At 68.9% G+C, this 26,463-nt stretch carries 27 protein-coding genes; 16 read left to right on the top strand and 11 right to left on the bottom strand.

Annotated elements, in window-relative coordinates:
* Positions 1-13 precede the first annotated feature (13 nt).
* The 3 genes from AB4Z55_RS04475 to AB4Z55_RS04485 all read right to left on the bottom strand — a co-directional run bounded on the left by AB4Z55_RS04475 (position 14) and on the right by AB4Z55_RS04485 (position 2,667).
* Positions 14-553 carry a DoxX family protein gene (locus AB4Z55_RS04475; RefSeq protein ID WP_369519233.1) on the bottom strand — a complete coding sequence of 180 codons (540 nt, stop codon included), beginning with the start codon at positions 551-553 and terminating at the stop codon, positions 14-16.
* Positions 554-659: 106 nt separating this feature from the next.
* Complete coding sequence (locus tag AB4Z55_RS04480; protein ID WP_369519234.1) at positions 660-1,562, bottom strand: LysR family transcriptional regulator ArgP; 903 nt, start codon at positions 1,560-1,562, stop codon at positions 660-662.
* 58 nt (positions 1,563-1,620) lie between these two features.
* Positions 1,621-2,667, bottom strand: a complete 1,047-nt coding sequence (locus AB4Z55_RS04485; RefSeq protein ID WP_354561921.1) for an ABC transporter permease — start codon at positions 2,665-2,667, stop codon at positions 1,621-1,623.
* Positions 2,668-2,761: 94 nt separating this feature from the next.
* Between AB4Z55_RS04485 and AB4Z55_RS04490 the strand changes: the two genes are divergently transcribed.
* From AB4Z55_RS04490 to AB4Z55_RS04525, 8 genes are all read left to right on the top strand, one after another.
* On the top strand, positions 2,762-3,394 hold the full coding sequence (locus AB4Z55_RS04490) for a TetR/AcrR family transcriptional regulator (protein WP_369519235.1): 633 nt from the start codon (positions 2,762-2,764) through the stop codon (positions 3,392-3,394).
* 57 nt (positions 3,395-3,451) lie between these two features.
* Positions 3,452-4,087 (top strand): LysE/ArgO family amino acid transporter, encoded by a 636-nt coding sequence (locus AB4Z55_RS04495; RefSeq protein ID WP_369519236.1) that lies wholly within the window; start codon positions 3,452-3,454, stop codon positions 4,085-4,087.
* Between the two features lie 116 nt (positions 4,088-4,203).
* On the top strand, positions 4,204-5,067 hold the full coding sequence (locus tag AB4Z55_RS04500; RefSeq protein WP_369519237.1) for a YhjD/YihY/BrkB family envelope integrity protein: 864 nt from the start codon (positions 4,204-4,206) through the stop codon (positions 5,065-5,067).
* Positions 5,051-5,797, top strand: coding sequence for a CDP-alcohol phosphatidyltransferase family protein (locus tag AB4Z55_RS04505; RefSeq protein WP_004020353.1), 747 nt, complete (start codon positions 5,051-5,053; stop codon positions 5,795-5,797). Before AB4Z55_RS04500 ends, AB4Z55_RS04505 begins: the two co-directional genes overlap by 17 nt.
* Before the next feature lie 103 nt (positions 5,798-5,900).
* Positions 5,901-6,470, top strand: a complete 570-nt coding sequence (gene idi, locus AB4Z55_RS04510) for an isopentenyl-diphosphate Delta-isomerase (RefSeq protein WP_354561914.1) — start codon at positions 5,901-5,903, stop codon at positions 6,468-6,470.
* A 43-nt stretch (positions 6,471-6,513) separates the two neighbouring features.
* A complete protein-coding gene (locus AB4Z55_RS04515) occupies positions 6,514-7,452 on the top strand; it encodes a squalene/phytoene synthase family protein (RefSeq protein ID WP_354561913.1) in 939 nt (312 codons plus the stop codon).
* Positions 7,449-9,056, top strand: coding sequence for a phytoene desaturase family protein (gene crtI, locus AB4Z55_RS04520; protein WP_354561911.1), 1,608 nt, complete (start codon positions 7,449-7,451; stop codon positions 9,054-9,056). Before AB4Z55_RS04515 ends, crtI begins: the two co-directional genes overlap by 4 nt.
* 361 nt (positions 9,057-9,417) lie before the next feature.
* Positions 9,418-9,870, top strand: coding sequence for a nitroreductase/quinone reductase family protein (locus tag AB4Z55_RS04525; protein WP_354561909.1), 453 nt, complete (start codon positions 9,418-9,420; stop codon positions 9,868-9,870).
* Positions 9,871-9,896: 26 nt separating this feature from the next.
* Here the strand turns inward: AB4Z55_RS04525 and AB4Z55_RS04530 are convergent, their stop codons facing one another.
* The 6 genes from AB4Z55_RS04530 to AB4Z55_RS04555 form a co-directional block, all read right to left on the bottom strand.
* Positions 9,897-11,396 carry a phytoene desaturase family protein gene (locus tag AB4Z55_RS04530; RefSeq protein ID WP_369519238.1) on the bottom strand — a complete coding sequence of 500 codons (1,500 nt, stop codon included), beginning with the start codon at positions 11,394-11,396 and terminating at the stop codon, positions 9,897-9,899.
* Positions 11,393-12,526, bottom strand: a complete 1,134-nt coding sequence (locus AB4Z55_RS04535; RefSeq protein ID WP_354561907.1) for a glycosyltransferase family 2 protein — start codon at positions 12,524-12,526, stop codon at positions 11,393-11,395. The genes AB4Z55_RS04530 and AB4Z55_RS04535 overlap by 4 nt, the downstream gene beginning before the upstream one ends.
* Complete coding sequence (locus AB4Z55_RS04540) at positions 12,513-13,394, bottom strand: carotenoid biosynthesis protein (RefSeq protein WP_369519239.1); 882 nt, start codon at positions 13,392-13,394, stop codon at positions 12,513-12,515. Before AB4Z55_RS04540 ends, AB4Z55_RS04535 begins: the two co-directional genes overlap by 14 nt.
* On the bottom strand, positions 13,391-14,104 hold the full coding sequence (locus AB4Z55_RS04545) for a monooxygenase (RefSeq protein ID WP_239402344.1): 714 nt from the start codon (positions 14,102-14,104) through the stop codon (positions 13,391-13,393). The genes AB4Z55_RS04540 and AB4Z55_RS04545 overlap by 4 nt, the downstream gene beginning before the upstream one ends.
* Entirely contained in the window at positions 14,101-15,243 is a 1,143-nt protein-coding gene (locus AB4Z55_RS04550) for a polyprenyl synthetase family protein (protein WP_354561905.1), read from the bottom strand. Before AB4Z55_RS04550 ends, AB4Z55_RS04545 begins: the two co-directional genes overlap by 4 nt.
* 218 nt (positions 15,244-15,461) lie before the next feature.
* Positions 15,462-17,480: an ArnT family glycosyltransferase gene (locus tag AB4Z55_RS04555; RefSeq protein ID WP_369519240.1), complete on the bottom strand. Its 2,019-nt coding sequence runs from the start codon at positions 17,478-17,480 to the stop codon at positions 15,462-15,464.
* Positions 17,481-17,707: 227 nt separating this feature from the next.
* Here AB4Z55_RS04555 and AB4Z55_RS04560 point away from each other — a divergent pair, with 227 nt between their 5' ends.
* Both AB4Z55_RS04560 and AB4Z55_RS04565 read left to right on the top strand, forming a co-directional pair.
* Positions 17,708-18,001 carry a hypothetical protein gene (locus AB4Z55_RS04560; protein WP_369519241.1) on the top strand — a complete coding sequence of 98 codons (294 nt, stop codon included), beginning with the start codon at positions 17,708-17,710 and terminating at the stop codon, positions 17,999-18,001.
* A 58-nt stretch (positions 18,002-18,059) separates the two neighbouring features.
* Complete coding sequence (locus AB4Z55_RS04565; RefSeq protein ID WP_369519242.1) at positions 18,060-19,346, top strand: alpha-hydroxy-acid oxidizing protein; 1,287 nt, start codon at positions 18,060-18,062, stop codon at positions 19,344-19,346.
* Between the two features lie 135 nt (positions 19,347-19,481).
* Here the strand turns inward: AB4Z55_RS04565 and AB4Z55_RS04570 are convergent, their stop codons facing one another.
* Positions 19,482-20,435 (bottom strand): oxygenase MpaB family protein, encoded by a 954-nt coding sequence (locus AB4Z55_RS04570; protein WP_004018988.1) that lies wholly within the window; start codon positions 20,433-20,435, stop codon positions 19,482-19,484.
* 86 nt (positions 20,436-20,521) lie between these two features.
* Here AB4Z55_RS04570 and AB4Z55_RS04575 point away from each other — a divergent pair, with 86 nt between their 5' ends.
* The 5 genes from AB4Z55_RS04575 (at position 20,522) to AB4Z55_RS04595 (ending at position 25,082) form a co-directional block, all read left to right on the top strand.
* Positions 20,522-21,223, top strand: a complete 702-nt coding sequence (locus AB4Z55_RS04575; RefSeq protein ID WP_004018987.1) for a TetR/AcrR family transcriptional regulator — start codon at positions 20,522-20,524, stop codon at positions 21,221-21,223.
* A gap of 28 nt (positions 21,224-21,251) precedes the next feature.
* Positions 21,252-21,899 (top strand): TetR/AcrR family transcriptional regulator, encoded by a 648-nt coding sequence (locus AB4Z55_RS04580; protein ID WP_004018986.1) that lies wholly within the window; start codon positions 21,252-21,254, stop codon positions 21,897-21,899.
* 130 nt (positions 21,900-22,029) lie between these two features.
* Positions 22,030-23,262 (top strand): acyl-CoA dehydrogenase family protein, encoded by a 1,233-nt coding sequence (locus AB4Z55_RS04585; protein ID WP_369519243.1) that lies wholly within the window; start codon positions 22,030-22,032, stop codon positions 23,260-23,262.
* Entirely contained in the window at positions 23,259-24,275 is a 1,017-nt protein-coding gene (locus AB4Z55_RS04590; protein WP_239402339.1) for a phosphotransferase family protein, read from the top strand. Before AB4Z55_RS04585 ends, AB4Z55_RS04590 begins: the two co-directional genes overlap by 4 nt.
* 60 nt (positions 24,276-24,335) lie before the next feature.
* Positions 24,336-25,082, top strand: a complete 747-nt coding sequence (locus tag AB4Z55_RS04595; protein WP_369519244.1) for an SDR family NAD(P)-dependent oxidoreductase — start codon at positions 24,336-24,338, stop codon at positions 25,080-25,082.
* 151 nt (positions 25,083-25,233) lie between these two features.
* Here the strand turns inward: AB4Z55_RS04595 and AB4Z55_RS04600 are convergent, their stop codons facing one another.
* Positions 25,234-25,944, bottom strand: coding sequence for a histidine phosphatase family protein (locus AB4Z55_RS04600; RefSeq protein ID WP_369519245.1), 711 nt, complete (start codon positions 25,942-25,944; stop codon positions 25,234-25,236).
* Positions 25,945-26,029: 85 nt separating this feature from the next.
* Between AB4Z55_RS04600 and AB4Z55_RS04605 the strand changes: the two genes are divergently transcribed.
* Complete coding sequence (locus AB4Z55_RS04605; RefSeq protein WP_369519246.1) at positions 26,030-26,446, top strand: VOC family protein; 417 nt, start codon at positions 26,030-26,032, stop codon at positions 26,444-26,446.
* Positions 26,447-26,463 lie beyond the last annotated feature (17 nt).

The raw sequence follows: 26,463 nt of genomic DNA on the forward strand, positions 1-26,463 counted from the left end.
GATAGGTCTCTGACTACGCCTGCGCCGTGTCGCCCGCTGCCTGCGTCGCCGCGCGCCTGCGCCCGAGAACGACGACGGCGGTCACCAGCGCCGCAGCGAGTGCCGCGACACCGTATCGCTCGTGGTCGTAGCGGTGGCCGATCGCTTCGTCGATCGAATAGCGGCCGGGGCCGGTCAGCGTCAGCGCGGCCGATGCGACTCCGAGCACCGCGGGGAGTTCGAGTCCGCCGTTCTGCGCGAAAAAGCCATTGGGACGGTGGACGTCGGACGCGGCCAGCATGGCCGCCGCACCGGCGGCCGACGCGACGCGCGTGCCGGCGCCGACGGCGATCAGCCCACCGGCAGCCTCACTGACGCCGGCGGTGACCGCGGACAGCTTCGCGGGCGTGAAGCCCATCTGCTGCATCCCGGCTGCGGTCTGCTCGAGGCCCGGTCCGCCGAACCATCCCGTCAGTTTCTGGGCGCCATGGGCGAACAGCGTGGCACCGACCGCCACGCGTAGGGTCAGCAACCCGGCATCGAGCGCCTTGCCGGAAGTCCGTCGTCGTGTCATCGGGGGGGTCCTCTCGTCGTCGGATGCGGCGAAATCGTACCGCGGTCCGTTTACAGTCAAGGGTCAGACGGCCGAGGTGTCAAACGAGCATCGGCACCGGACCGACCTAGAGGACGCGCGCCGCGCCCTCGACGACACTCGCCGTCAGTGCTTGCAGCAGCGGGGAGCTCAGCTTCCAGTACTGCCAGTACAGCGGGACGTCGATGTGGTGGTCGGCGATGAGGCGGACACGGCCGCTGTCGAGGGCGTCGGCGATCTGGACGACCGGGACCGCGCCCCATCCGATCCCGAGGGTGACGGCCCGGTGGTACTCGGTCGACGCCGGGATGTAGACCGCGGGCGGGTCGACGGGCCGGCCGGCGAGGGCCGCCGAGATGTTCCGCTGGATGTGGTCATTGCGGTCGAACTGGACCATCGGGGCGCGGGCCAGCGCGTCGGCGTCGGGTCCGTCGGGCAGCCAGAGGTCGATGAACTCCGGAGTGGCCACCGGCAGGTAGCGCATCGTGCCGAGAGACTGCAGTGCGCACCCACGGATCGCAAGGGGTTCCGAGGTCACGGCAGCGAGTACATCGCCGGTGCGGAGCAGGGTGCTGCTGCGGGTCTCGTCGTCGCGGAAGACCTCGACCGCCACCGCGTGCTCGCGGTGGAAGTGCGCCAGGACCGGCAGCAGCCAGGTGGCGAGCGAGTCGGCGTTGGTGGCGATGGGCAGGTGGATGCGTGGGCGGTCGACCAGCGGCAGGTCGTCGTCAGGGGCGCCGACGAACTCGGCCCGCGTCTCGGCGAGCAGCAGTTCCCACTGCTTGGCGAGTCGGACCAGGACCTCGCCGTCCGGTGTGGCCGTTGCCGGCTTGGTCCGCCGGAGCAGGACCCGGCCGACGGCGGACTCGAGCGCCTTGATCCGCTGGCTCACCGCCGACGGGGTGATGTGCAGCGCGGTGGCGGCCGCGTCGAACGTGCCCTCGCGGAGCACCTCGGCCAGCGTGCGCAGGCCCTCCTGGCTGATGTCCACGAGCCGAGGGTAGTGGTGTGTCTCGCCGAACAGGCGAGACACACCACCGGCCACCGGATCAGGCGGCTACCGCGCCACCCGGGGCGTCGGCGCGCCGGGCCCGAACCGTACCGAGTGCGAGCAGTCCGGCGCCGACGGCAACCCACCCGGCGAGGACGGCGACCGTCCCGGCGATGCCGGCCGCCGGGAAGTACGCGACCGAACGGAGCAGCGTGCCACCGGCGCCGGGCGGCAACCACTGGCCGATCGTCCCCCATGGGGCGGGCAGCAGGTACGGAGACGACGCCAGCCCGGACAACGGGTTCGAGATCAGCACCATCACCAGCGCGGACACCCCGACCCCCGCGGTGCCGAGCAGACTCCCCGCGCCGACGGTGAACCACGTGATCGCCCCGATCATCAGGGCCGCGGCGAGACCGACGGTACTGATTCCGCCGTCGATGACACCCAGCCACGACCACGTCGCCGCGAAACCGAACCCGGCCACGAGCGGGCCCAGGACGGCCAACGTCACCTGCATCGCGACCCGTCCCCGCAACCCGACCGCAGCCGCTCCGCCGAGCGCCATGCCGGCGATCAGCAATGGCAGCAGGCCGGCGGCGAAACCCGTTCCGCGCGCGTCGGTCTCGGGAGTGGGGACCACCGAATCGACGGTGACCGGCAGGCCCTGGGCGGTGGCGATGCCGTTCCCGACCCCGGCGACGACCTGGGCAAGCACGGGCGACCCCGCCTCGGCGGTGAGGACCGTGACCCCGTCGGGTCCCACCGCGATCGCGCCCACGAGGTCGCGTCGTTCGATCGCCGCTCGGGCGTCGTCGGCGTCGGTGAACCGTTCGACGACGAAGGCGTCGGCGCCGGCCCGTTCGGCGAGTGCCGACTCGATCGCCGTCGCGGCGGGCGGTGGTGCGACGAGACCCAGCGGAGCCTGGTGCGGTTCGGGATCGACGGCCAGCGACACGAACATCGCGGCGATCGCGACCACGAGGGTCGGGATTCCGACGATCATCGCGGCCACGAGCCGCCACCCCGGTGCGTGGCCGGCACCGGACGGCCCGGCGGGCTTCGCGGCGGGTCGTGTGTCTGTCGTGGTGAGATCGGTACTCATCGGTCCTCCCAAAAAGAACGAGCCTTCGTTTTCAGAAAGTATGCGCCGCGGGGACCGCAGAATCAAGAACGAGTATTCGTTTTAGACTGTTCGCATGCCGAAGATCAGCGACGACCGCAAGCTCGAACGAAGTCGGCAGATTCTCGACGCCGCGCGCCGCTGCTTCGCGGAGAAGGGGTTCCATCGCGCGTCGATGTCCGATGTCATCCGGGAGTCCGGGCTCAGCGCGGGGGCCGTGTACTCGTACTACTCGTCGAAAGAAGAACTGATCGCCGCAGTGGCGCGGTCGATGTTCGTGGCCTACGAGGCGGGGATCAGCAGCTTCGACGAACCGGGGGTCCATCCCGCGTCGCCCGAGGCGGCGGTCCGGACGCTGGCCGAACGCATCCTGCTCGAGATCGCCCCGCTGACCGACGGTTTCCGGATGGTCCTCACGGTCTGGGGCGAGGCGGCGAACAATCCGCCCCTGCGCGAGACGGTGGGCGACATCGTCCGTGGTCTGCGCGGGGTCTTCGAACGTGTCCTGACCGAGTGGCAGCGCGCGGGGCACGAACTCCCCGCCGAACCGGGGGTGCTCGCGCAGGTCATGGTCTCGGTCATGCAGGGGGTGGTCGTGCAGCAGGGTCTTGTCGGTGACCTCGACGTCGAGGACTACATCGAGGCGTTCTGTTCGGTGCTCCGTGGCCTCGGACTGGGCGACTCGGATGATAATCTGAAGTTCGATTGATGATTCGTCAAATTCTTTCGTTGGACTGATTCCCGAGTCGCTCTTAACGTCGTCCCGGTGACCGCCTATCTCGTCCCCGCACTGGCCGGATTGCTCACCGGCGCCGGCCTGATCATCGCCATCGGACCTCAGAACGTCTTCGTGCTCCGCCAGGGCGTCGCGCGCCGGCACACCGCGCCGATCGTGGCGGTCTGCGCCGTCTCCGACATCGTCCTCATCGTCGCGGGCGTCGCCGGGCTCGGCGCGGTGGTCGCCTCGCATCCGGACGTGGTCACGTTCGCGAAGGTCGCCGGCGGACTCTATGTGGGGGCGCTGGGTGTGCTGGCCGCCAGGCGCTGTCTGCGCAGCAACGAGGTCATCGCGGCGGACGGCACCCGGGCCGACGACGGGAGTGGCGAATCCACCGGGCGCTGGGTCGCGGTGGGCACGGCCCTGGCCCTGACCTGGCTGAATCCGCACGTCTACCTCGACACCGTCATCACCATGGGCGCCATCGCCAACGGACACGGAAACGGCAAGTGGGCGTTCGCTTTCGGAGCGTGCATCGCGAGCGTCCTGTGGTTCACCGCGCTCGGCGGCGGGGCGCGTAGGCTGTCGGGCTTCTTCGCAAGCCCGCGGGCGTGGAAGGTGCTCGACGCGGTCGTCGCGGTCATCATGCTGGGGATGGCGGCTGCCCTTTTCGCGTCGATCTGAGGCGGATCGGGGTCGTCCGGACCCGTCCCGAGGACCCCGACGGCACCCCGCTGCAGCGCACGCGGGGTGTTTTCGGGTATCCCGGAAGGGTGACAGCGCGCCGATGGGCCCCGACTGTGACTCGTGAGACCACGCTCCGCGAGCCCACGACGACGTTCGACGTGCGTGCATTGCTGTCGGATGTGCGGCAGACGCTGGGTCGCGGGGATCTCGCCGCGGCCGCCGCGACGCTGACCTACTTCGCCGCGATCGCGGTCGTCCCCTGGGCGCTGCTCGGGATCTGGTCGACGACCTGGCTGGGCAGCCCCACCGCCGAGTCGCTGTCGGAGCTGCGCGTGCTCATCCCGCCGGCGATGGGCGGGCGCGGTGTCTTCGACGAAGCCGTCGTGATCGGCTCCGGGCTGTCGCTGATGAGCGCCGTCGTCCTCTTGTTCCCGGCGTCGTTCTACGGCGAGGGTCTCCGTCGCGCGTGCATGATGCTGTATCCGCGCGATGACCGGTTCACGGGATGGCGCTCGCGGATCTGGGTGCTGGGACTCGTGGTCGTCGTGCCGCCGCTGACCTACATCGTCATCGGTGTCGCGGGCATGCTCACCACGCTGGCGCCCGACGGTGGCGGAACGGGCGGCTTCGGCGATCTGGTGGTCCGGATCGTGGTGGAGTTCATCGTCGTGTGGCTGACGGTCACGGTCGCACTGACCTGGGTGTACTGGCGGGTGACGCCTGGTGAGCCGACGTTGGGGGTCGCGGCGGCGACCGCGCTCGGGACCGCGTCGTTCATCGCCGGCTTCTTCCAGGGCTTTCTGTTGTTCCTGTCGCTGCCGATCGATGTCGGGATCCCGTACGGGGGGCTCCGCGTGATCGGCGGGGTGGTGGCGGTCGGGCTGTGGCTCTACGTCGCGCATGTCATCGTCATCGTCGGATGGGCGGTCGGACAGGCGATCTCGAAGCAGAGGAGGGACCGTGTCCGCGGAGCCTGAGCACCTCGCGTCGTCGTCGTCGGCGCGGGCAGCGGAGCAAACGGACCGGGCGAGTGCCCGGGACGAGGCGCTCGACTCCTGGTCGAGACTCCACGGCGGTATGGATCCGCGTCAGATCCCGTGGGTGCGCGGCTGGGTGCTGATCAGTCACGGGTGCGCACGGCCGCTCGTGCGCCTCGGCGTCACCGCCAACACGGTCACTGTTCTCGGCGTGGTCGCCACCGCGGTCGCACTGTGCGTGACGATGCTCGGCGGATGGTGGCCCGCCGTTGCCGCGCTGGTCATTCTCGTCGCCGCCCTGCTCGACGGGATCGACGGCGCGATCGCGGCGCAGACCCGCACCGCGTCGAGGTGGGGCCGGATCAACGACGCCGTCGCCGACCGATGCTCCGACGTCATGCTGATCGGCATCCTCGTCGTGGTGGGAGCGCCGTCGTGGCTCGGCATCTCGATCGTCGTGCTGACCCTCATCCTCGAGACGACACGTGCCACGGCACAGGCGGTCGGGATGACCGGGCCGGGTGCCGTCACCGTGTGGGAGCGGCCGTCCCGGGTGATACTGGCGGTCATCGCCGCGCTGTGTTCGACCTGGTGGTGGGCGGCCGCTCTGGCATCCGACACCACGGCGACGCTGGCCGCCGTCATCGCCGCCGTCGGCGCAGTGCTGGCGGTGGTGGGGACGATCCAATTGGGAATCGCGGTCCGGAGGCAGACCCGACGTCTCGGGTGAGTCGCCGGTGACGCGCGGCTCCCCATCCGGATCGGGCCACGGTGACGAACAATGGGACGAGTAACTCCCCCCGCCCGATCTCGATGCGATGAGGAAATCTTCGATGACCAACGACTCGGTGGTTCTCGCCGACGCCGACGGCCGCCCGTGCGGCACCGCCGACCGCGAGGGGGTGCACGGGTTCGACACCCCGCTGCACTTCGCCTTCTCCTGCCACCTGGTCGTCGACGGCCGGATCCTCATGACGCGGCGGGCGCTGTCCAAGCGCAGCTGGCCCGGGGTCTGGACCAACTCGTTCTGCGGTCATCCACGTCCCGATGAGGACGTCGTCGACGCGGTGCATCGCTACGCCCGGCGCGAACTCGGTACCGACGTCGCCGATGTCCGTTGCATCCTGCCCGACTTCCGGTACCGGGCGGTCGACGCGAGCGGCATCGTCGAGAACGAGATCTGCCCGGTGTTCGTCGCGCGACCGCTGGGGGAGTTGCGACCGGAGCCGGACGAGGTCGCCGAACACGTCTGGGCCGAGATCGCCGATGTGTGGGCGCTCGTCGAGCGCACGCCGTGGGCGGTCAGCCCGTGGTTCGTCGAACAGGTGCGACAGTTGCCGGCGCGCGACCACGGTTCGGTCTACGAGACCCATCCGGTGATGTCCCGGGCGTCGAATTCATGACGTCAGGCAAACCAGTCCAGTCACCAGGTCGAGGAGCGGTCGGATGATGCACCTTCCCGGTCACACGCAGGTGGTCCCACCACACCGGCGATACGACGAGGTCGCGGAGGCCTGCGCGGCGATGGTGATCAGGTCGTACTCCAGTTCGTTCGGTCTGGCGTCGCGATTGCTCCCGCCGCGGATACGCCGTGACATCCAGAACATCTACGCGCTGGTCCGCGTCGCCGACGAGATCGTGGACGCCCCGCGCCCCGAGCAGGGTCTCGTCGACCGCAGCAACGAGCTCGACCAGCTCGAGGAGCAGACCAGCGTCGCGCTGGTCACCGGGTCGAGCAGCAATCTCGTCGTGCACGCCTTCGCCCAGACGGCCCGCCGCGTCGGCATCGACCTCGACCTGGTGGGCCCGTTCTTCGATTCGATGCGCAGCGACCTGACCCAGGTCCAGCACGACTTCGACTCACTGGCCACCTACATCTACGGCTCCGCCGAGGTGGTCGGTCTGATGTGCCTGCGGGCGTTCCTCGCCGACGAGCCCAAGTCCGCTGCGCAGTACGACCATCTGGCACCCGGCGCCCAGCGACTGGGTGCGGCCTTCCAGAAGATCAACTTCCTGCGCGACTTCGGCGAGGACAGCGACGGACTGGGCCGGCGCTATCTGGTGGGCCTCGATCCCGACGATCCGGCGGACGCCGCCTGGGCGCTCTGGCTGGACGACATCGACCTCGACCTCACCGCCGCCGCGGCCGCCATTCCACACCTGCCCGCGGGTAGCCGCGTCGCGGTGTGTACCGCGCACGACCTGTTCGCCGAACTGACCGCTCGTCTTCGCGAGTCGTCGGCCACCGAGGCCCGCCGCACCCGCGTCCGGGTCCCGAACGCGGGCAAGGCGAAGATCGCGGCGGCCGCCGTCGCCCGACGCGGCATGCCGCGAACCCCACATGCCGACGCCGTCGGCCTGTACAGAAGAAAGACCAACGTATGAGCGAGTCCCGACGCGTCGTCGTCATCGGTGGCGGAGTCGCCGGATTGGCCACCGCCGCCCTTCTCGCCCATGACGGGCACGACGTCGAACTCGTCGAGAAGAACGACGAACTCGGTGGTCGCGCGGGCTCCTGGGATCGCGACGGGTTCCGCTTCGACACCGGGCCGTCGTGGTGGTTGATGCCCGAGGTCTTCGATCACTTCTTCGAGATGCTCGGGACGTCGACGGCCGAGCAACTCGATCTCGTCCGCCTCGACCCCGGATACCGGGTGTTCTTCGGGGACAGTGCGGATTCCGACGAGAAGCCGATCGACGTCTTCGGCGACCGCGAACGCAACCGCGCACTGTTCGAGGAGATCGAACCGGGTGCGGGAGCTGCGCTCGACGAGTACCTGCAGACCGGCAGGCAGGCGTATGACCTTGCGGTGGAACGTTTTCTGTACACCAGCTTCGATTCCCCCCGCGCCTTCCTCGGCCTGCCGGTGTTGCGACACGCGAAGACCCTCGTCACCTTGCTGACGACGTCGTTGCAGTCCTACATCGCCGCACGGTTCACCGATCGCAGATTGCGCCAGGTTCTCGGCTACCCGGCGGTGTTCCTCGGCTCTTCGCCCGAGCGCACCCCCGCGATGTACCACCTGATGAGCTGGCTCGATCTGGCCGACGGCGTGCGATACCCCAACGGCGGTTTCACCACCCTGGTCGACGCGCTGGAGCGAGTCGCCCGTGAACGCGGCGTTCGGATCTCGACGGGAACGGCTGCGACTGCTGTCCTGACGCGTCAGCGCCAGGGAACGCGATTGGCCCGATGGCGCCGTCGCGCCGAGGTGGCCGCGGTTCACGTCGAGGACGCTGCCGGTGCTTCGCGAGATCTGGTCGCTGACATCGTGATCGGTGCCACCGATCTCCATCACCTCGAGACGCGGCTGCTGCCTCGCGAGTTGCAGACCTTCCCCGAACGCTACTGGGATCGAGCCACTTCCGGTCCGGGAGCGGTGCTCGCACTGCTCGGCGTCCGCGGTGAGGTGCCCGAGTTGGCGCATCATTCGCTGTTCTTCACCGATGACTGGAAGACCAACTTCGACGCCATCTTCGAGAGCCCCACGCGCGTCCCGGATCCGGCATCGCTGTACGTGTGCAAGCCGTCGGCCACCGATTCCTCGGTCGCGCCGTCGGATTCGGAGAATCTCTTCATCCTGGTGCCGGTCCCGCCCGATCCGGGACTCGGTCACGGCGGTGTGGACGGCGGCGGCGACCCCGACATCGAGAAGGTGACCGACCGCGCCATCGCGATGATCGGACAGTGGGCGGGCGTCCCCGACCTCGCCGAGCGTATCGTCGTCCGACGCACCATCGGCCCCGCCGACTTCGTGGATTCGGTCAACTCGTGGTGCGGCGGCGCTCTCGGTCCGGCACACACGCTGCGCCAGAGCGCGTTCCTGCGTTCGACGAACCGGTCACGCAAGGTCGACGGGCTTTTCTACGCGGGGTCGAGCACGCGTCCCGGCATCGGTCTGCCGATGTGTCTGATCAGCGCCGAACTCATCCGCAAGAAGCTCCGCGGCGACCGGTCGGTCGGGCCGATGCCGGTCGTGAAGCGCTGACCTGCGAGAACGGGTAACGTTTCTGGGGTTTGATATCCCGGTCACCCGGGTACTGGCGCGTGACAGTGCTCACAGCGCGAGAGGTTCGGGTGACATGGAGAAGACACGTACGGGTTCCTGGTGGCGCGCCCCGCGGTGGACGTGGTCGCGCCGGGACCTCACCCCTGAAGAACGACGAAATCTGCAGGCCTGTCGTGTGCCGGTGGCTGTTGTGACCGCCTCCCTGGGCGGACATGCGTACACCTATCGCGATAGGTGACCTGAGCAGACGTCCGGATCGCGGTGACGACGCTCGCCACATCGCCGTACAGTGTACGAAGTAGACTGCTGTGCACGATGTGACCGCCGAAGCGAGCTGACGATGCCGAACCCCCACCACACCCCCGCGCCACGGTGGCTCAAGCCGATGAACAAGATCTTCTTGCTGCTGCAAAGATTCGGCGGGATGAAGGAGTTGCCGGTCCTCGTCGTCGCCGGACGACGCACCGGCAAGCCGAGACGGACACCGTTGACCGTGATCGACCTGAATGGCGAGCGCTACCTGCTCGAAGGGTTTCCCGGTGCGGACTGGGCAAGCAATGTTCGCGCGGCCGACGGGGTCGCGCAGCTGTCCGACGGGGACGAGCTGCGCGATGTCCGCCTTGTCGAACTCTCCGCCGAGCAGGCCGTTCCGGTGCTTCGCGCCTGGCCGGAGCTGGCGGGTACCGACGGACCGAAGATGATGAAGAACGCGGGAGTGGTCGACGACGTGACCCCGGATGCCTTTGCCGCCGTGGCGGGACGATGCGCCGTGTTTCGCATCGATCCGCGCTGACGGCTCCGACGACAAGGAGCCCTCGGTCAGCGACGCTCCGACGCCGGCCCGATCAACTCCGCGACGATCTTCGCCGACATGACGACGAGGGGGAGGCCGCCGCCGGGATGTGATGATCCGCCGACGAGGTAGAGGCCCGGTACCGGTGAGGTGTTCGACGGCCGGAGGAACGCCGAGCGGGGTCCGTTCGACGACGAACCGTAGATCGAGCCGCCGGGTGTCTTGGTCCGGCGCTCCAGGTCGGCGGGCGTGACGATGAGGCGGTGACGCACATGGCCGGTCAGGTCCAGACCGCGATCGGCCATCACCTCGAGGATCTGATCGGCGTAGGAATCGGCCAAACCCTCTGCGTCCCAGTCGACGCCGTGCTCGGGGTCGTGGCGCGGTGCGTTCACCAGCACGAACCATGCACCCGTTCCCGGGCCGGGGGAGATCTCGGGATCGGCTGGGGCCGAGATGTACTCGGTCGGTCGCGCGACGGGACGAGGAGGCCCGCGGAACCCGAAGACCGCGTCGAACTCCTCGTCGTAGTCCTCGGCGAAGAGAACCTGGTGATGCGGCTGGGTGGGTGGGTCGTCGACGGCGAGGAGGAGTACGAACCCGGACAGTGACGGCGTGGTCCGTCGCAGGAGCGCCGCGGGCCTGCGGGCGGCGCGACGCGGCACGAGGCGGTCGTAGACCTGCCGGGCGTCGGCATTCGCGACGACCAGATCGGCCTGGCGTCGGCTGCCGTCGGTCAGCACCACGCCGTCGGCTCGGCCGTTGTGGTCCACCGAGACCCGGTCGACCTCGACGCCGAGTTCGACCCGTCCGCCGAGTTCGGTGAGACGGTCGCGCATCGCGCCCGCGATGCGGCCCAATCCTCCTCGCACGTACCATGATCCGAACGCCTGCTCGGACCACGGCACGGAGGCGAGCGCGGCCGGTGCGCGACGCGGGTCGGACCCGGTGTAGGTGGCGTAGCGGTCCAGCAGCATCCGTAGGCGCGGGTCGTCGAGGTAGCGCTCCCCGATACCGCGCAACGTCTTCCACGGTGCGACCGTGCGCACGTCCGACGGGGTGGCGATCCCACCGATCATCGTGCGAATGCTCATCGGTGATTCCAGGAAGGGTTCGTGAGTGACGTCCCAGACACGTTGCGCCCGTTGGAGAAACGACGACCACTGGTCGCCTCGACCGGGTCCGAGTGCAGCGTCGAGGGCGGCTGGGATGTCGTCGAGGGTTCCCGGCATGTCCAGGACGGTGCCGTCGGGGAACCGGTATCGAGCGGCAACCGGGAGTCGTTCGAGGGTCAGGGAGTCGTGAATCGACGATCCCGTCGCCGCGAAGAGTTCGTCGAACACGTGCGGCATGGTGACGAGCGAAGGGCCGGTGTCGAACACGAAACCGTCGTGTTCGATGACCCCGAGCTTGCCGCCCACGTCGTCGAACTGTTCGAGGACGGTGACGTCGTGACCGGTGGCGGCCAGACGCATGGCGACGGCCAGACCGCCGACGCCCGCGCCGATCACGATCACCCGGGTCATCGGCGGACCTCGATGGGTCGACCCTTCCACTCCAGCTCTCCGCGGTGCCGGGCCAGCGTCGAATCGACTGCGAGGCCGGTGAACACGAGGACCGACAGCGGGTGGCCGAACGCATCGGGCCACACGCGGCCGTCGGTGGTACGGGCCGCGACCGCCCGTGAGGCCACCCCGGCCAGATATCCGACGAACCCCACCCGCGAGCCGAACAGCGCTGCGGCCGCGGGGAGTACATACATCAGGCAGAGCAGCCCGGTGACGCCCAACGTGCCGCCCGGCGACCCGAAGGCGGACCACAGCGACTTGCGATAGCCCGCCCGGACCTCTCGCCAGCCGTGGTACATCCGGCAGGTGGCGACCGCGCTTCCCTCGGCCACCACGCCGCGACCACCGGCCGCCTTGATCGCGCGCAACAGCGCGATGTCCTCGAGCACGACGTCGCGCACCGCCGTGTGACCACCGGCGCGGCGATAGGCCGCGGCGTCGACGACCAGGAACTGACCGTTTGCGGCCGTGAGGGATTCGCGTGGCGACCGCTCGGCCAGGCCGAGTGGCAAGGTGCTCAGCCATGACCACTGCAGGAGCGGTTGGACAAGTCGCTCGCCGGCGCCGACCGCGACCTGCCGTGGGTAGGGGCTCACCAGGTCGAGTCCGGTGTTGCGGAGGAGGGCAAACGACGAGGTGAACGCATGTGGCTCGACCACCACGTCGGCGTCGAGGAAGATCTGGACCCCGTCGGGGAACGCCTTGTCCGCGAGTTGGGCGCAGGCCCAGTTCTTTCCGAGCCAGCCGCGCGGTGGTGCCGTGCCGCGATGAACATTCAACCGGTCGTCCAGCGAAGCGAGCCGGGCCAGCACGGCGTCCGTCCCGTCCACCGAGCCGTCGTCGAGCACGAGAATCCGGATCGGTCCGGGCCAGCGGTCGGCCGCCTCGAGGACCGCGCGCAGGCAGCGTTCGGCGGTCTCGGCCTCGTTTCGCATCGGGATGAGCACCGACAGCGGTTCCGGCGCAGGGATGTCTGCCAGCTCGGGTCGACGAACGCGGCGCGCGTTGTCGAGTGTCAGGCCCAGCGACGCGAGTGACAGCGCGGTCCCCGCGGCGACCAACGGACGCAGCAGGTCAGGAACCCGCACGGCGACTCCGGATCTCGACGACCAGAAGCGGGATCGCAATGACACCCATCAGGAGTCCGCCGGTGAGAGCGACCGACGGGCGCCCGAAGAAGACAGCGTGAGCCATCACCGAGGAGAAGTACGTCCACAGGTACGCCGTCACGGGCACGGCGTCCATTCCGGCGCGATCGGTGTCGGGGTTCTCGTCACGGCGGATCAGCAGATCCAGCGTCGCGACGATGAGGAACGAGACCAGCAGCCACCCGGCGAAATTGGTCAGCGGGATGTCGGCGACCCCGGGCAGGGCCGGTGTCGGGTACCGCCACGCCCAGTTGCCCTGATCGACCATCTGCGGGTCGAGGAACACGTCCCACGCCGTGAGGGCGTACGCTCCCACCACGGCGGTCGCGGGCCGCACCCAGCGCCCGGCCACGCCCGCCGCCCGGATCAGGCGTCGGGTCACGACCAGCGCGGGCCAGGACATCATGATCCAGGCCAGCGGGACGAGCACCGGGACGCCGAGGACCTTGAGTCCCAGACCATCGGTGTACTCGTAGGTGCCGAAGGGGAATCCGGTACTCACGCCGACGGATTCGGCGATGAGGCCGCCACCGCCGGCCACGACTGCGAGGGCGAGCGCGGCTGCGACGCCGCGGGTCGCGGCGACGTGGACGAGTGATGCCGAGGCCAGCAGGAGCACACTCGCGAGGGTCAGCGGCAGGTTGCCGCCACCGGTCAGCGGGAACGCGATCTGGACACCGATCGTGGCGGCGAGCAACATCCACGCCAGGGTCACCAGCCCTCGGTTCCAGGACACGGTGCCTGCGCCTCGCGCCGGGCGCGACGACGGTTCGGAATGGTGAGAAGCGGTGCCGTCGAGGAGACTCACGCCGACCTCCCCTCGTACGTGCCGACGACATCGGTGACGGCGAGCCGGGCGAACAACTCTTCGGCGTACCAGCGTGACGGTGCGGTGCGCCGGACCGCCGACAGGTGTGCGGGGGAGCGGTAGGCGAAGTCGGTCAGATGCTGTGCCGAGTCCCAGATCGAGAACGTGCCCTGGACCCCGATCGGGAGTTCGCCGACGCCGAGCGCCAGCCGGTTTCCCTGTGCCCCGGCGAGTTCGGTCGCCACCGGCGGAACGGCACGCCAGAACGACGCCATGGTCGTGGGCCGGAGTCGAGCTCGGGTCAGCGCCGCGACCGGTCCAGCCCATGCGGTGTCGGAGCCGCGCTGCTCGGCCGGCTTCACTGTCCCGAACGGGTCGACGCGCGACCATCGCCCCTTGGATCGGATCGGTCGCATCGTGACTCGCAACTCCTCGGTGCTCGAGTCCTGCCAGCGTCGAAAGACCACCGAATCCCGTGCTGCCGACGCCGACTCGTCGTCGTGCCACACCGTGAGGGCGGCCCAGTGCTTCAGGTCGGCGCTCTCCATCGTGAACGTGCGCGCAGTGCCGGTCCCGAGGAGTTTGGCGAACCGCAGGCCGGGCGTACGACGAAGGGTCCGACGGCCGGACGACATCCGTCCGAGCGCGGGCAGGACCCGATCGACACCCCAGACGCGGAGTTCGACCGTCGGTCCGGCAGGTGCTGTCATGCGCGCCGCCACACGCAGCGCTCGATCAGCGACGTCAGCGCACTCCGGCTCGGTGGATCCATCGGGGCATCGGCGACGATGCCGAGGGCCTCCTCGGCCAGGTCGACGATGCGCTGCTCGACGCGCTCGACGGCGCCGGTGGAGGTCAGGACGTCGCGCATCCGCGCTGCGCCCTCCGCGTCGAGATCCGGGTTGCCGAGACAATCGGCCATCACACGGCGCTCCATCCGCCCCGCCGACTCCTCGGCCACCGCGATGAGCATCGTGCGCTTGCCCTCCCGCAGGTCGTCGATGGCGGGCTTGCCGGTGACCTTCTCGTCGCCGAAGACGCCCAGGATGTCATCGCGGAGTTGAAAGGCCTCGCCGGCGGTGAGGCCGATTCGATCGTAGGCCTCGAGGAGCACCGGCGAGGCGCCGGCGAGCGTGCCGCCGAGTCGTAACGGCTGACCGATCGTGTACCGCGCGCTCTTGTAGCGCAGGATGCGCGCCGTGCGGTCGGCGTCGGTGGTGTCCTCGGTCTGACTCAGCATGTCCAGGAACTGACCCGCATACGCCTCGTCGCGCATCTGCGACCAGGTGTCCCGTACGGCTCGTCGAATGTCGGCGGCCGCGTCGTCGGCGGCCGCGGCGGCGAGGTCGTCGGACCAGGACAGGCACATGTCACCGACGAGGATCGCAACGGCGGTGCCGTGGCGCTCGGCGTCCCCACGTCGCTGCGCGCGCACATGGTCATCGGCGAAGTGGCGGTGCACCGTGGGGAGGCCGCGACGGACATCGCTGTCGTCCATCACGTCGTCGTGCACCAGCGCGGCGAGATGGAACAGCTCGATCGCCGCCGCCATCTCGACGATGCCGGGAACGGTCCGGCCGTCGGCTGCGCCACGTGCCCCCCACAGGCAGAACGACGCACGCAGTCGCTTGCCGCCGCCGATCCTCGCCGACACGACGTCGATGGCGGGCGTCAGTTCCGCACCCACCTCCTGCAGTGTCGAGGCGTGACGACGGAAGTGAGCGGCCAGCACTTCTTCGACGAGTTCGAGATCGGTCGTCGAGGAGTCGATGGAGTGCAGGTCGCAGGCCGGGGAGATCGACTGTGCAGGCGGCGCCGACGAGTCGGTCATCTCGGCGGTCGGTGTCATGACGGGGCCCTTCGAGAGTCCGGGGGTGAGGCTCGGTTACCCCGTCTTCGGAGCGGCAACAGTGGATGGATGGGTGACGGCGACGTGGGGGCGTCGGCCGCGACGCGGGTCCGCGCGGTGGGTTCGCCGCACGGGAAAGGCTCGGGCCACCCTCGATCGGTCGATCATGGGTCCTGCCCGCCCCGATGCGCCGGAACGGGCAGGACTGTGTCGAGACGTCAGGAGAGCTGGTAGACCGCCGTCCCTCCGATGGTCGTGGCCGTGTAGTTGGCGGCGACCCATTCGGAGATCTCCGAGTTGCCGCCCGGACCACCGCCGCTGTCACCGAGGTAGTAGGCGATCTCGCCGTCCTCGACGTAGGCGATGAACTGCTCGAGCGTGGGGGCCGGATCCCCGCTCCATCCACCGATCGCCATGACCGAGGTGCCAGTGGCGATCTCGATTCCGGCGGCGGATTGCGACCCGTTGGTCGCGGCCGCCCATGTTGTGGTGGTTGCTTTCAGCGCGGCAACGAGTTCGGCGTTCGACGCGGTGTCGCCACCCGGGCCGCCTGTCATCCCGCCGCCGCCTTGCGTGGCGGTGGGCGGGTTTCCCTGCTGGTCCGGACGGGCGCCGGCCTGCTGGGCGCCAGGCTGTCCGCCGTCTGCGCGACCCCTGGGGGCACTGCCCATGCCACCGCCGGGGCCACCCATGCCGCCGCCGTCCATCGAGGTCGACACCGCGGTCGGGATCGAGCCGCTGTGAGGGGTCGCCGCGGTTGCGATCGAGAACGCTGCCGTTCCGCCGAATCCGGCGAGCGAACCCGCGATGAGTGCCACGGCGACCGCACGTCGCCAACCGCGTGCTGCACCGATGAGGAGGGCCAGCACCGAGATCGAGGCGACCACGCCGATCAGCCATCGACACCAGGTCGGGCCGAAGTCGTTGCGGTTCAACAGCACGATCGACCACGCCGCCGCCCCACCGACCATCGCCGCCAGGGCGATCCTGGCCGACCAGCGAGTGCGTCGACGCCACGCGAGCACGCCGCCGAGTCCGATGACCGCGCCGATTGCCGGCGCCAGTGCCACCGTGTAGTAGGGGTGGATCGTCCCGCTCATGAAGGAGAAGATCATCCCGGTGACCAGCAGCCAGCCGCCCCACGAGAGCACGGCCGCGGATTCGGTGCGTGTCACGGGCTGGTCGACGCGGAAGACCGGGAAGCTGCACACCACCAGGTAGCCGGCGAAGAACAGCGCGACGAGTGCGGTCGGAAGCAACCAGGAGATCTCGTTGCCCATCTCGGAACCGAAGAGTCGGTCCAGCCCGGTGGACCCACCGAAGGACCCGCCGGCTTGACCGCCGCCGCCTCCGCCGCCCCCGGAGTCACCGCTGATGCGGCCCACGCCGTTGTAGCCGAAGACGAGGTCCATGAACGTGTTGTCCGTCGAACCACCGATGTAGGGCCGTGCCGATTCGGGCACGATCATGGTGACCACCGGGAACCACAACGCAGAGACGATCAATGCGGCGGTCGCACCGACGAGGTGCGCGATCCGCTTGAGCCATCCGGTCTTCGCGAACAGCAGGTAGGCGAGCCCGAAGAACGGCAGGATCAGCAGGCCCTGCAGCATTTTGGTGAGGAAGGCGAATCCCAGGGCGATCCCGACCACGGCGAGCCACCGACCCGAGTTGGCGGCGACAGCCCGGGTCAACGCATAGGCCGCGGCGACCATCAGCAACACCAGCAATGCGTCCGGGTTGTTGAAACGGAACATCAGCGCGGCCGCGGGGGTGAACGCCAGCACGGCGCCGGCGATCAGGCCGGCCGCGGTACCCGATCGCGGGTCGCGGATCGTCCGACGCATCGTCGCGTACAGGAGCCCGACCGCGGCCACGCCCATCAGCGCCTGGGGCGCGAGAACGGCCCATGAGTTCATCCCGAAGATGCGGACGCTGAGTCCGGTCACCCACAGTGAGGCCGGCGGCTTGTCGACGGTGATGAAGTTCGATGCGTCGAGTGCACCGAAGAACCACGCCGTCCAACTCTGTGATCCGGCCTGCGCCGCAGCGGCGTAGAAGGTGTTGGCGTACCCGCTCGCAGACAGGTTCCACAGGTAAAGCACGGCGGTGGCGGCCAGGAGTCCGACGAGGCCGAGCCGTCCCCACCGTGGCCGAGCGACGACGCGTCGTCGGTGCGCCGGGGCGGCGCGATCGGACGGCGATGGCGCCGACGGTGTGTCCAGTACTGCGGTCATGGATCCTCCTCAGATCGTTCCTGTCCCAGAGTCGACGCCTCTGCCACCGTCAGCCTGGAAACCGGCTGGCAAGTTGATGTGAGCGACGGTGATCCCCGAGGGGGTAGCTAGTCACGACGGAAAGCGGCGACTGCCGATCTCTCGTTCAGCCGACCATGACGCGTAATGCGATGCGGCAGAGATGATCCAGTGGGGCTGGCGCCGCTCGCCGCGGTAGCCTGAGACGCATGGCTGTGGATGCAACGGTGCCCGTGGTGGCGATCGGTCTTGTCGGTGGTTTCGCGGTCGCGCGGTACAGCGGCCGGCGCGAACTCGGCGGCGTGGTTCTCGGCGCGGCCGGTGCCTGGTGCACCCGCCGGTGGGCGCTGAACAAGGGGCCCGCGGTCGCGGGCGGCCTGCTGGCCGGTTACCTGGCAGCGTTCGGCGGATCGCACCCCTTGGCGAAGAAGATCGGCGCGTGGCCGTCGGTGGCGGCCGTGACGGTTGCCGCGGCAGGGGTCACCGCCGCCGCCACCCGCTGAGTGGCGCGCCCCGGCAATACCGGCCGGACGCGCATCGTCGGCACTACCATCACCACCCATGACCGCGGGATATGGGCGTGCACGGCAGAACGAGATCTACACGGCCGGTGTGCATCGGCGAAAGCCGCGCATACCAACGGATTTCGCCGAACTGGAGCGTCGAGCCAAGCGCGCGATGTCGGCGCGTGCCCGGGCCTACATCGCCGGTGGCGCCGGCGAGGGTCGCACCATGGCGGCCAACCGCGCCGCGCTGGACCGATGGGCGATCGTGCCGCGCATCCTGCGGGACGTCTCGCAGCGGAATCTGAGCATCGACCTGTTCGGGCGGCGGCTACCGGCGCCCGTGCTGTTCGCGCCGGTCGGGGCGGGTTCGCTCGCCGCGCCCGCGGCCGACGCCCTCATCGGTCGTGCCGCGGCGGAACTCGGTGTTCCGTATATCTTTTCGAATCAGGCGAGCGTCTCGATGGAGGACGTCGCCGCGGCGATGGACGAGGTGAGCAGCGGCGCGCCACGCTGGTTCCAGCTGTACTGGTCCACCGACGACGATCTCGTCGACAGTCTGCTGGACCGTGCCGCGGCGATCCGCGCCGAGGCAGTCGTCGTCACCCTGGACACGACGATGCTGGGATGGCGGCCGCAGGACCTGAACCTGGGCTCGCTTCCCTTCGCGCGTGGCGAGGGGATCGCCCAGTACACCGCCGACCGCAGGTTCGTCGACATCGTCGCCGACCGGTTACGCGCCGCGACCGACGAACGTCCGGAGATCTCCCTCGGCGCGATCGCGACCCTCGTCTCGATCACCCGCAACGCACCGGGCCGGTTCCTGCAGAACCTGCGCTCGCCGCAGCCGCGGGCCGCGGTGCAGACGTTCCTCGACATCTACTCGCGACCGTCGCTGAACTGGGACGACCTCGCCGGCCTACGCGACCGCACCGCGCTGCCGATCGTGCTGAAAGGTGTGCTGCATCCCGACGACGCGCGCCGCGCGGTCGACGCCGGGGTGGACGGCATCATCGTCTCGAACCACGGCGGCCGGCAGGTCGACGGCGCGATCAGCACGATCGACGCCCTCGACACCATCGCGCCGGTGGTCGACGGCCGGATCAAGGTCCTCATCGACTCCGGGATCTACACCGGTTCCGATGTGTTCAAGGCGCTCGCCCTCGGCGCCGACGCCGCCTGCATCGGCCGACCGCACATGTACGGACTCGCGCTCGCCGGCGCCGACGGTGCCCGGGACGCGGTCGCCGACATCATCGCCGAACTGGACCTCACCCTCGGGTTGTCCGGCCACACCGACGTCGCCGACCTCGACCGCGAGGCGCTACGACGGCTGCCTTCTTGACGCTCCCTGAGGTGCGAGCGAAGCGAGCCACGGAGGGTCTCGTGAGGTACCTCACCAGGCCCTTCGTGGCTCGTCGCTTGCGCTCCTCACACCTCAGGGGGCAGTAAGAGGTCCACCTCAGGGAGCAGGATGCGCTCAGACCAGCGGGCGGCCGGTGCGCATGCGCCACCGGACGTCGGCGAGCAGCACGTTGAACGGGAACGCACGGACCCACTTCGGGGCCCGCGTGATGATGGCGCGCAGGACCGCGTTGTGCTTGTCGAAGTACAGCTCCTGCCACGGCGAGAGCTGCACGCGCATCTTGCGGCGGAAGTTCTCCGGCAGGAAGCCGATGGCCATGATCTCGAGGTGCCAGCCGAGCAACCGGGAGACGACCGGGCCGAGGAATTCTCCGCGGGCGATCGACATCAGGTACTCGCGGATGGTGTCGTCGATCTCGAGGGTCTCGACCGTGTCGTTCCAGTAGGTCTCGAAGTCCGCGCGCGTGGCGGGCCACATCTCGCGGGGGACCTGGAGGGTCGTGCCGAGAACCGCGCCGGCCTGGTATCGCTCGTCGGTCACCTCGGTGACCCCGCCGAAGATCCGGTGGACGTCCTCGGTGCCGCGGTAGAGACAGGCGGCGACCCAGAGCTGCAGCTTCGGATCGAAGGCGTTGTACTTCACCGGGCTGTCGGGGGTCGAACGAACCTGCGCATGGGCCTTACCGATGGCCTTGCGGTAGGCCTTTCGGTCCTTGGCACTACCGAGTCCGGCGACGGCGAGGTAGCTCAGCGTCGTGCGACCGCGCTTCATCGGATGCTTGAACAGGTTGCCCGAGTCGACGCGGCTCTCGTACACGCCATAACCGACCGCGGGGAGGCTGAGCTGCATGATCACGTTCGCCGCGCCCGCGATCACGCCGATGCCGAGCGGATCGAGGTCGCTGGTGGGCAGGGCGTCGAGCTCGGCCCGGCTCATCCGGGCGGTGGAGGGGAGGAACTCGGTGTCCGGCCGCTCGGCGGTGAGGAACTCCTGCACCTCGGCCGTCACGTCCGTCGACGCCTGTGGTGACAGGGCCGAACTTCCACTGGTGATAGGCTCCGTTGCCATCGAACACCCCTCCTGCTCGAAATCTGGAAACGACTGTTTCCCGTTTTATGACACACCTAACTTACCGGGGTGTCAAGATAGGAACCATGGGACGAGCACCATCGACTCCGGACGGCCGATCCGCCGCGGCGTCGGACTCGGCCGGCACGCTGCGGGCCTACGGCGGCGAGGGTGGTGACACCCGCGTCGCGCGTCGCCGCACAGCGCTGATCGATGCCGGTCTGGACCTGCTCGGCGCCGGTGACGTGGGCGCGGTGACGGTACGCGGGGTGTGTCGGCGCGCCGGGCTCACCGCCCGGTATTTCTACGAGAGCTTCGAATCGGTCGATCAGCTCGTCGGGGTCATGTACGACGAGGTAATCGAGGAGATCGCGCAGGCCAGCCTCGCCGCGTTCTCCGAGGGCTCGAGCATGCGTGCGAAGGTCGCCGGAGCGGTGGCGGCGATCGTCGATGTCATCGACGCGGACCGTCGGAAGGGTCGGCTGCTGTTCTCGCAGGCGCTGCTGAGTCCGGTCATCGCGGCCAAGCGGATGGAGTCGACCACGCTTTTCGCGGGCCTCACCCTGCAGAGCACGTCGGCGATCCTCGACGTGCACGTCGGCCCGTCCGCTGCCGTCGGTGTCGCGCACTATCAGGTCGGTGGCCTCAGTCGACTGCTGGCCGCCTGGCTCGAGGGCGACGTCGAACTGAGCAAGGCCGACGTGGTCGATCTGAGCATCGCGTTGCTGGTCTCGCCCGCCGAGATGCTGGAGAAGAGTTTGTCGCGCCGCACCGGCGATGCGGAGTAGTTCTGCGGGTGGGGATATGTTTGATGCCATGAGTGGCGGAACCGGCGAAGCAGACCTCCGTCCGGCAACGCAACCACTGGGCGGCTGGCGCGACTACGGTGAGCCCGAACTCCCGGTCCCGTTGGCGGCAGCGCTGTCCGCTTTCGCCGAGCAGGGTTACCACGGCACCTCGGTCCGGGAGATCGCGGCGCGCGCCAACCTGTCGGTGCCGGGTCTCTATCACCACTACCCGTCGAAGCAGTCGCTGCTGCAGGGGCTGCTCGAACGGACCATGACCGACCTGCTCGCGCGGTCGGAGGCGGCGATCCTCGAGGCCGGTCCCGAGCCGATCCGGCAGTTCGACGCCGTCGTCGAGTCGCTGCTGCGATTCCACATGTACCGCCGGGAACAGGCTTTCGTCGGTTCCACCGAGATCCGCAGTCTCGACGACACCTACCGGCCGACCTACATCGGACACCGGGACCGGCAACAGCGGATGGTCGACGAGATCGTCTTCGCGGGCGTCGAGGCGGGCGAATTCACCACCGAGTACCCGAAAGACGCGGCGCGTGCCGTGGCCACCATGTGCGTCGGGGTGTCCACCTGGTTCAAGCTCGACGGCCTGTTGGGTCCGGACGAACTGATCGCGCGCAATCTCCAGTTGGCCCGGGCGCTGGTCGGCTACCGACCGGACTGAGGGCGCTGGGCCGACACCGTCGTCGATCGAGCTTGACCCGGCGCGTATGGCCTGGCAAGGTATGGGACGCCGAGCGAGCGATCGGTCGGCGTTCGGGGAGCCCCACCTGCCCACGCGTTAAGGAGTCACCATGCCCATAGACCTGCGTCACGACGATGACGTGCTCGATGTGGTCGCGAAAACCGAGACCTTCGTCCGCGACTACGTCCTGCCCATCGAGGACGAGGCGGCCGGTGACATCACGGCGGCCGGTGGAGACGACATCCGTCGCGAGATGAACGCGAAGGCCAAAGACGCCGGGATCTTCGGGCCGCATGCGCCGGTCGAGTTCGGCGGCCTGGGTCTGAACATGTGCGACCGCGCCCCGGTGTTCGAGGCGGCAGGGTACTCGACCTTCGGTCCGATCGCCCTGCACATCGGAGCGCCGGACGAAGGCAATGTGCACATGCTCGCGCACATCGCGAGCGAGGAGCAGCGGCAGAAGTACCTCGCGCCGCTCGCCGCGGGCGATGTGCGTTCGGCCTTCGCGATGACCGAACCCGCACCCGGTGCCGGCTCTGATCCGAATGCCCTCCGCACCGAGGCCGTGCGGGTGGACGGTGGCTGGAAGATCAACGGCGAGAAGCACTTCATCACCGGCGCCGAAGGCGCGGGCTTCTTCATCATCATGGCGCGGACCTCGGGTGCGCCCGGCGACCGCGGCGGGGCGACGATGTTCCTCGCGCCCGCCGACACTCCCGGACTGGCCGTCGGCCGGCACATCAACACCATCGACAAGGCGATGATCGGCGGTCACTGTGAGGTGAGCTTCACCGACGTCTTCGTGCCCGACGAGGACATCCTCGGCGAGGTGAACGAGGGTTACCGGTACGCGCAGGTCCGGCTCGGGCCTGCCCGCATGACCCACGTGATGCGGTGGCTCGGTTCGGCAAAGCGCTGCCAGGACGTCGCCGTCGATTATGTGGCGCGCCGTGAGGGATTCGGCGGGCGTCTGGGAGACCTGGGCATGATCCAGCAGCTGGTCGCCGACAACGAGATCGACCTGGCCGCGACCCGTGCGCTGCTGCTCAAGGCATGTCACGAGCTCGATCTGGGCAACCACGCCTCCGACGAGACGTCCATCGCCAAGACTTTTGCCGCCGAGGCATATTCGCGAGTCGCCGATCGCAGCATCCAGATGTGCGGCGGACTCGGTGTCTCTGCCGACCTGCCCCTGGCGCGTCTGTCGCTGGAGCTCCGGCCGTTCCGCATCTACGACGGCCCGTCCGAGGTCCACCGGTGGGCGATCGCCCGTCGCGCCGTCGGGCGCGCGAAGAAGGCCCAGCAGGCGCTGGAGGCCAAGGCATCGGCGGATGCCCGATGACCGCCGTGGACGCTGCGCTGGACCGGGACCGACTGCGCCGGTTGCTGATCGACAACGGGGTCGAACCGGCGGGTGAACTCTCGATCGACCTCATCAGCGGCGGCAAGTCCAATCTCACGTATACGGTCACCGACGGTGTGACCACCTGGGTGGCTCGCCGTCCACCGACCGGTGGACTCACGCCGTCTGCGCACGACATGGGGCGCGAGTGGGCGGTCACCAGCGCGCTGCAGTCGACGTCGGTGCCGGTTGCACGCACGGTGGCGTTCGATGCCGACGGTTCGACGATCGGCGCGCCGTGCACCGTCGTTGAATTCGTCGACGGCCGTGTCGTCCGGACCGCTGACGATCTGGATGCGTACTCCGACGACGAGGTCGCCCGCAATCTCGATGCACTCGTGCAGACCCTCGCCGACCTGCACGCCGTGGACTACCGCGAGGTCGGTCTCGGAGAGTTCGGGCGCCCGGCCGGTTTCGCCGCGCGTCAGGTGAAATTGTGGGCCCGCCAGTGGGGACACGTGAAGACACGTGAGCTCCCCGATGTCGAGCGACTCGTTGATGCGCTCACCGACCGCGTACCGGAACAGGCACGAGAGTCCGTGGTGCACGGCGACTTCCGGATCGACAACACGATCGTGGACGCCGACGACCCGTCCCGCATCGCGGCGGTCGTCGACTGGGAGATGTCGACCCTCGGCGACCCGCTGACCGACGTCGCGCTGATGTGCGCGTACCGAATCGGCGCCTTCGACCAGGTCCTCGGGTTCTCCGCGGCCTGGACCAGCGACCGGTACGCATCGGTGGATGAGATCGCTCAGAAATACTCCACGGCAACCGGTTCTGATCTCGGTGACTGGGATTTCTACCTCGGTTTGGCCAATCTGAAGCTCGGCGTGATCGCCGAGGGCATCACCTACCGCGCGCTCTCGGGTGCATCGTCGGGGGACGGCGCCGAGAAGGCGGGCGAGTCCACGGCGACGTTCATCGCCGAAGGATTGCGCCACATCGGCTGATCGAGCCATGACGTCGTCAGAACACATCGCGCGGGTCCGCGCAGTCGAGGGGGTAACCGCATGAGCGAGTCGAGCACGAACCGGTCCGCGCTGGTGACCGGGGCGTCGAGGGGGATCGGTGCGGCCATCGCCGACCGGTTCGCCGCCGACGGCTGGGACCTCACCATCAGTGCCCGTGGCCGAGAGGCGTTGGAGAAGAAGGCTGCCGAGCTTCTCGAGCGCGGCGCCGGGCGGGTCGAGGTCGTGCCCGCGGACATGACCGACGCGGAGTCGATCAGCGCACTGGGTGCAGCCCACGCGACGGCGTTCGGGCGGTTCGACGCGTTGATCATCAATGCCGGCATGGGGTCGAAGGGCATGATCGCGGACCTCCCGGTCAAGCGGTTCGACCGCCTCTACGAGGTCAACGTCCGCGCGCCCTACGTGCTGCTGCAGTCGGCGCTGCCTGCGCTGCGTGCGACCGCACAGGCTCATGGGAGTGCGAAAGTCATTGCCGTGGCGTCGATCACGGGCGTCTATCCGGAGCCGGAACTGTCCGCCTACGGCGCGACCAAGGCGGCGCTCATCTCGTTGTGCGAGACGTTCAACCTGGAAGAGTCGCGCGGAGGTGTCAGCGCCACGACGATCGCACCGGGTTACGTCAACACCGACATGACCGACTGGCTCAAGGATCGCATTCCCGCCGAGGAGATGATCACGGCCGGTGACATCGCGGTGATCGCCCACTCGATCACGCAACTGTCGCGGTTCGCGGTGCTCCCGAATGTCGTCATCACCCGCCCCGGAGAGAACCTGCACCGGGCGTAGGTTTCACCGACTCGAGGGTCTAGCCCTGCGTTACCGGGCCCTTCGAGGCTCGTCGCTATCGCTCCTCGTACCTCAGGGAGCAGAGGGGGCGCTTCGCTCGCACCTCAGGGATCAGTGGCTCTGTCACTCACTTGGTTTGGGGAGCATTGGGTCAGCGGAACGTCGCGATCCCGCCGTCGCGGTCCGACAGGTGACCGTGCTCGTTGAACGACACCACCGAGACGCCGCTGCGGCCGACGATCAGTTTGCTGATCGAGGCGTTGACCATCGTGCGGGCCATCGCCGGCCAGGTGTCGTCGGGGATACCCCATAGTTGGGCGATCCACTGCGTGATGGTGCCTGCCGAGGACACCACGAGCACCGTCTGACCCGATCCGGCGAGTTCGGTGGCACGCGCGGCGGCATCGGAGACCCGGGCCTTGAACTGGGGGTAGCTCTCGGCGGGACCGCCGTCGAGAGCGGGCGCTGCGTCATGCTCGCCGGCCGCGATCCACGCCGCGAGCCCCTTGTCGAGCTGTTCCTGGTAGCTGCGGCCGTCGCGGTACATCTCCGGCGTGGCCTCACCGACCAGCGCGGGCAGCGAATATTCGTTCCAGCCGGGGTCGACATGTGGCTGGGGTCGGTCGGTGTCGAACGCTCCGAGCACGCCGCTCAGCGTCTGTTGCTGTCTCGGGAGGTCGCCGCTGGCGGCTGCGGTGAAGGCGTCGATCTGTCCGGCGAGGAATCCACCGGACAGGGCGGCCTGCGTCGCCCCTGTCGTGGTGAGACCACCGGGTCCGTTGCTGAGGTCGTCGGTGGCGTCGGCGATGCCGTAGGCCAATGCGTTCGCCTGACCATGACGAACCAGATAGATCACACCCATTCCTGCACCCTATGTCGGCTTCGATGAGTTCGAGGCGCCGGGCCGGTCAGTATCCCTGACCCCCCGACATGTCTGGAGTGCGCCTGTGACGCCGATGCTGTTCGTCAACCTGCCCGTCGTGGACGTTGCGCGGTCGCGCCGGTTCTTCGGCACGCTCGGGTTTCACTTCGACGAGATCTTCTGCGACGCGGGGAGTGCCTGCATGATGATCAACGACTCGGCGATGGTCGTGCTCATGCAGCGACGACGATTCGCGGGGTACGCGGCGGGGACCGTCGCCGATCCGGCGGCCGGTCGCGAGTCGTTGTTGGCGATCTCCGCGGACAGTCGAGCACACGCAGACCGGCTCGCCGATGCGGCGCTCGGGTGCGGCGGCAGTGCACTCCGAGCGGCGGAAGATCTGGGCTTCATGTACTGCCGTAGCTTCTGTGACCCGGATGGTCATGCCTGGGAGGTCGTGTGGATGGACCCGTCGCAGATCCCGCAGACCGTAGTCGACTGACCGCACGACCCTCGGGC

It is taken from the genome of Gordonia sp. ABKF26 (assembly GCF_041103195.1).
GTDB lineage: Bacteria > Actinomycetota > Actinomycetes > Mycobacteriales > Mycobacteriaceae > Gordonia > Gordonia terrae.

Coding starts and splice junctions, on each gene's coding strand:
- AB4Z55_RS04490 (WP_369519235.1), top strand. CDS start 2,762: ATGCCGAAGATCAGCGACGACCGCAAGCTCGAACGAAGTCGGCAGATT.
- AB4Z55_RS04560 (WP_369519241.1), top strand. CDS start 17,708: ATGGCTGTGGATGCAACGGTGCCCGTGGTGGCGATCGGTCTTGTCGGT.
- AB4Z55_RS04570 (WP_004018988.1), bottom strand. CDS start 20,435: ATGGCAACGGAGCCTATCACCAGTGGAAGTTCGGCCCTGTCACCACAG.
- AB4Z55_RS04565 (WP_369519242.1), top strand. CDS start 18,060: ATGACCGCGGGATATGGGCGTGCACGGCAGAACGAGATCTACACGGCC.
- AB4Z55_RS04555 (WP_369519240.1), bottom strand. CDS start 17,480: ATGACCGCAGTACTGGACACACCGTCGGCGCCATCGCCGTCCGATCGC.
- AB4Z55_RS04485 (WP_354561921.1), bottom strand. CDS start 2,667: ATGAGTACCGATCTCACCACGACAGACACACGACCCGCCGCGAAGCCC.
- AB4Z55_RS04585 (WP_369519243.1), top strand. CDS start 22,030: ATGCCCATAGACCTGCGTCACGACGATGACGTGCTCGATGTGGTCGCG.
- AB4Z55_RS04575 (WP_004018987.1), top strand. CDS start 20,522: ATGGGACGAGCACCATCGACTCCGGACGGCCGATCCGCCGCGGCGTCG.
- AB4Z55_RS04530 (WP_369519238.1), bottom strand. CDS start 11,396: ATGACCCGGGTGATCGTGATCGGCGCGGGCGTCGGCGGTCTGGCCGTC.
- AB4Z55_RS04550 (WP_354561905.1), bottom strand. CDS start 15,243: ATGACACCGACCGCCGAGATGACCGACTCGTCGGCGCCGCCTGCACAG.
- AB4Z55_RS04525 (WP_354561909.1), top strand. CDS start 9,418: ATGCCGAACCCCCACCACACCCCCGCGCCACGGTGGCTCAAGCCGATG.
- AB4Z55_RS04595 (WP_369519244.1), top strand. CDS start 24,336: ATGAGCGAGTCGAGCACGAACCGGTCCGCGCTGGTGACCGGGGCGTCG.
- AB4Z55_RS04580 (WP_004018986.1), top strand. CDS start 21,252: ATGAGTGGCGGAACCGGCGAAGCAGACCTCCGTCCGGCAACGCAACCA.
- idi (WP_354561914.1), top strand. CDS start 5,901: ATGACCAACGACTCGGTGGTTCTCGCCGACGCCGACGGCCGCCCGTGC.
- AB4Z55_RS04600 (WP_369519245.1), bottom strand. CDS start 25,944: ATGGGTGTGATCTATCTGGTTCGTCATGGTCAGGCGAACGCATTGGCC.
- AB4Z55_RS04475 (WP_369519233.1), bottom strand. CDS start 553: ATGACACGACGACGGACTTCCGGCAAGGCGCTCGATGCCGGGTTGCTG.
- AB4Z55_RS04545 (WP_239402344.1), bottom strand. CDS start 14,104: ATGACAGCACCTGCCGGACCGACGGTCGAACTCCGCGTCTGGGGTGTC.
- crtI (WP_354561911.1), top strand. CDS start 7,449: ATGAGCGAGTCCCGACGCGTCGTCGTCATCGGTGGCGGAGTCGCCGGA.
- AB4Z55_RS04590 (WP_239402339.1), top strand. CDS start 23,259: ATGACCGCCGTGGACGCTGCGCTGGACCGGGACCGACTGCGCCGGTTG.
- AB4Z55_RS04515 (WP_354561913.1), top strand. CDS start 6,514: ATGATGCACCTTCCCGGTCACACGCAGGTGGTCCCACCACACCGGCGA.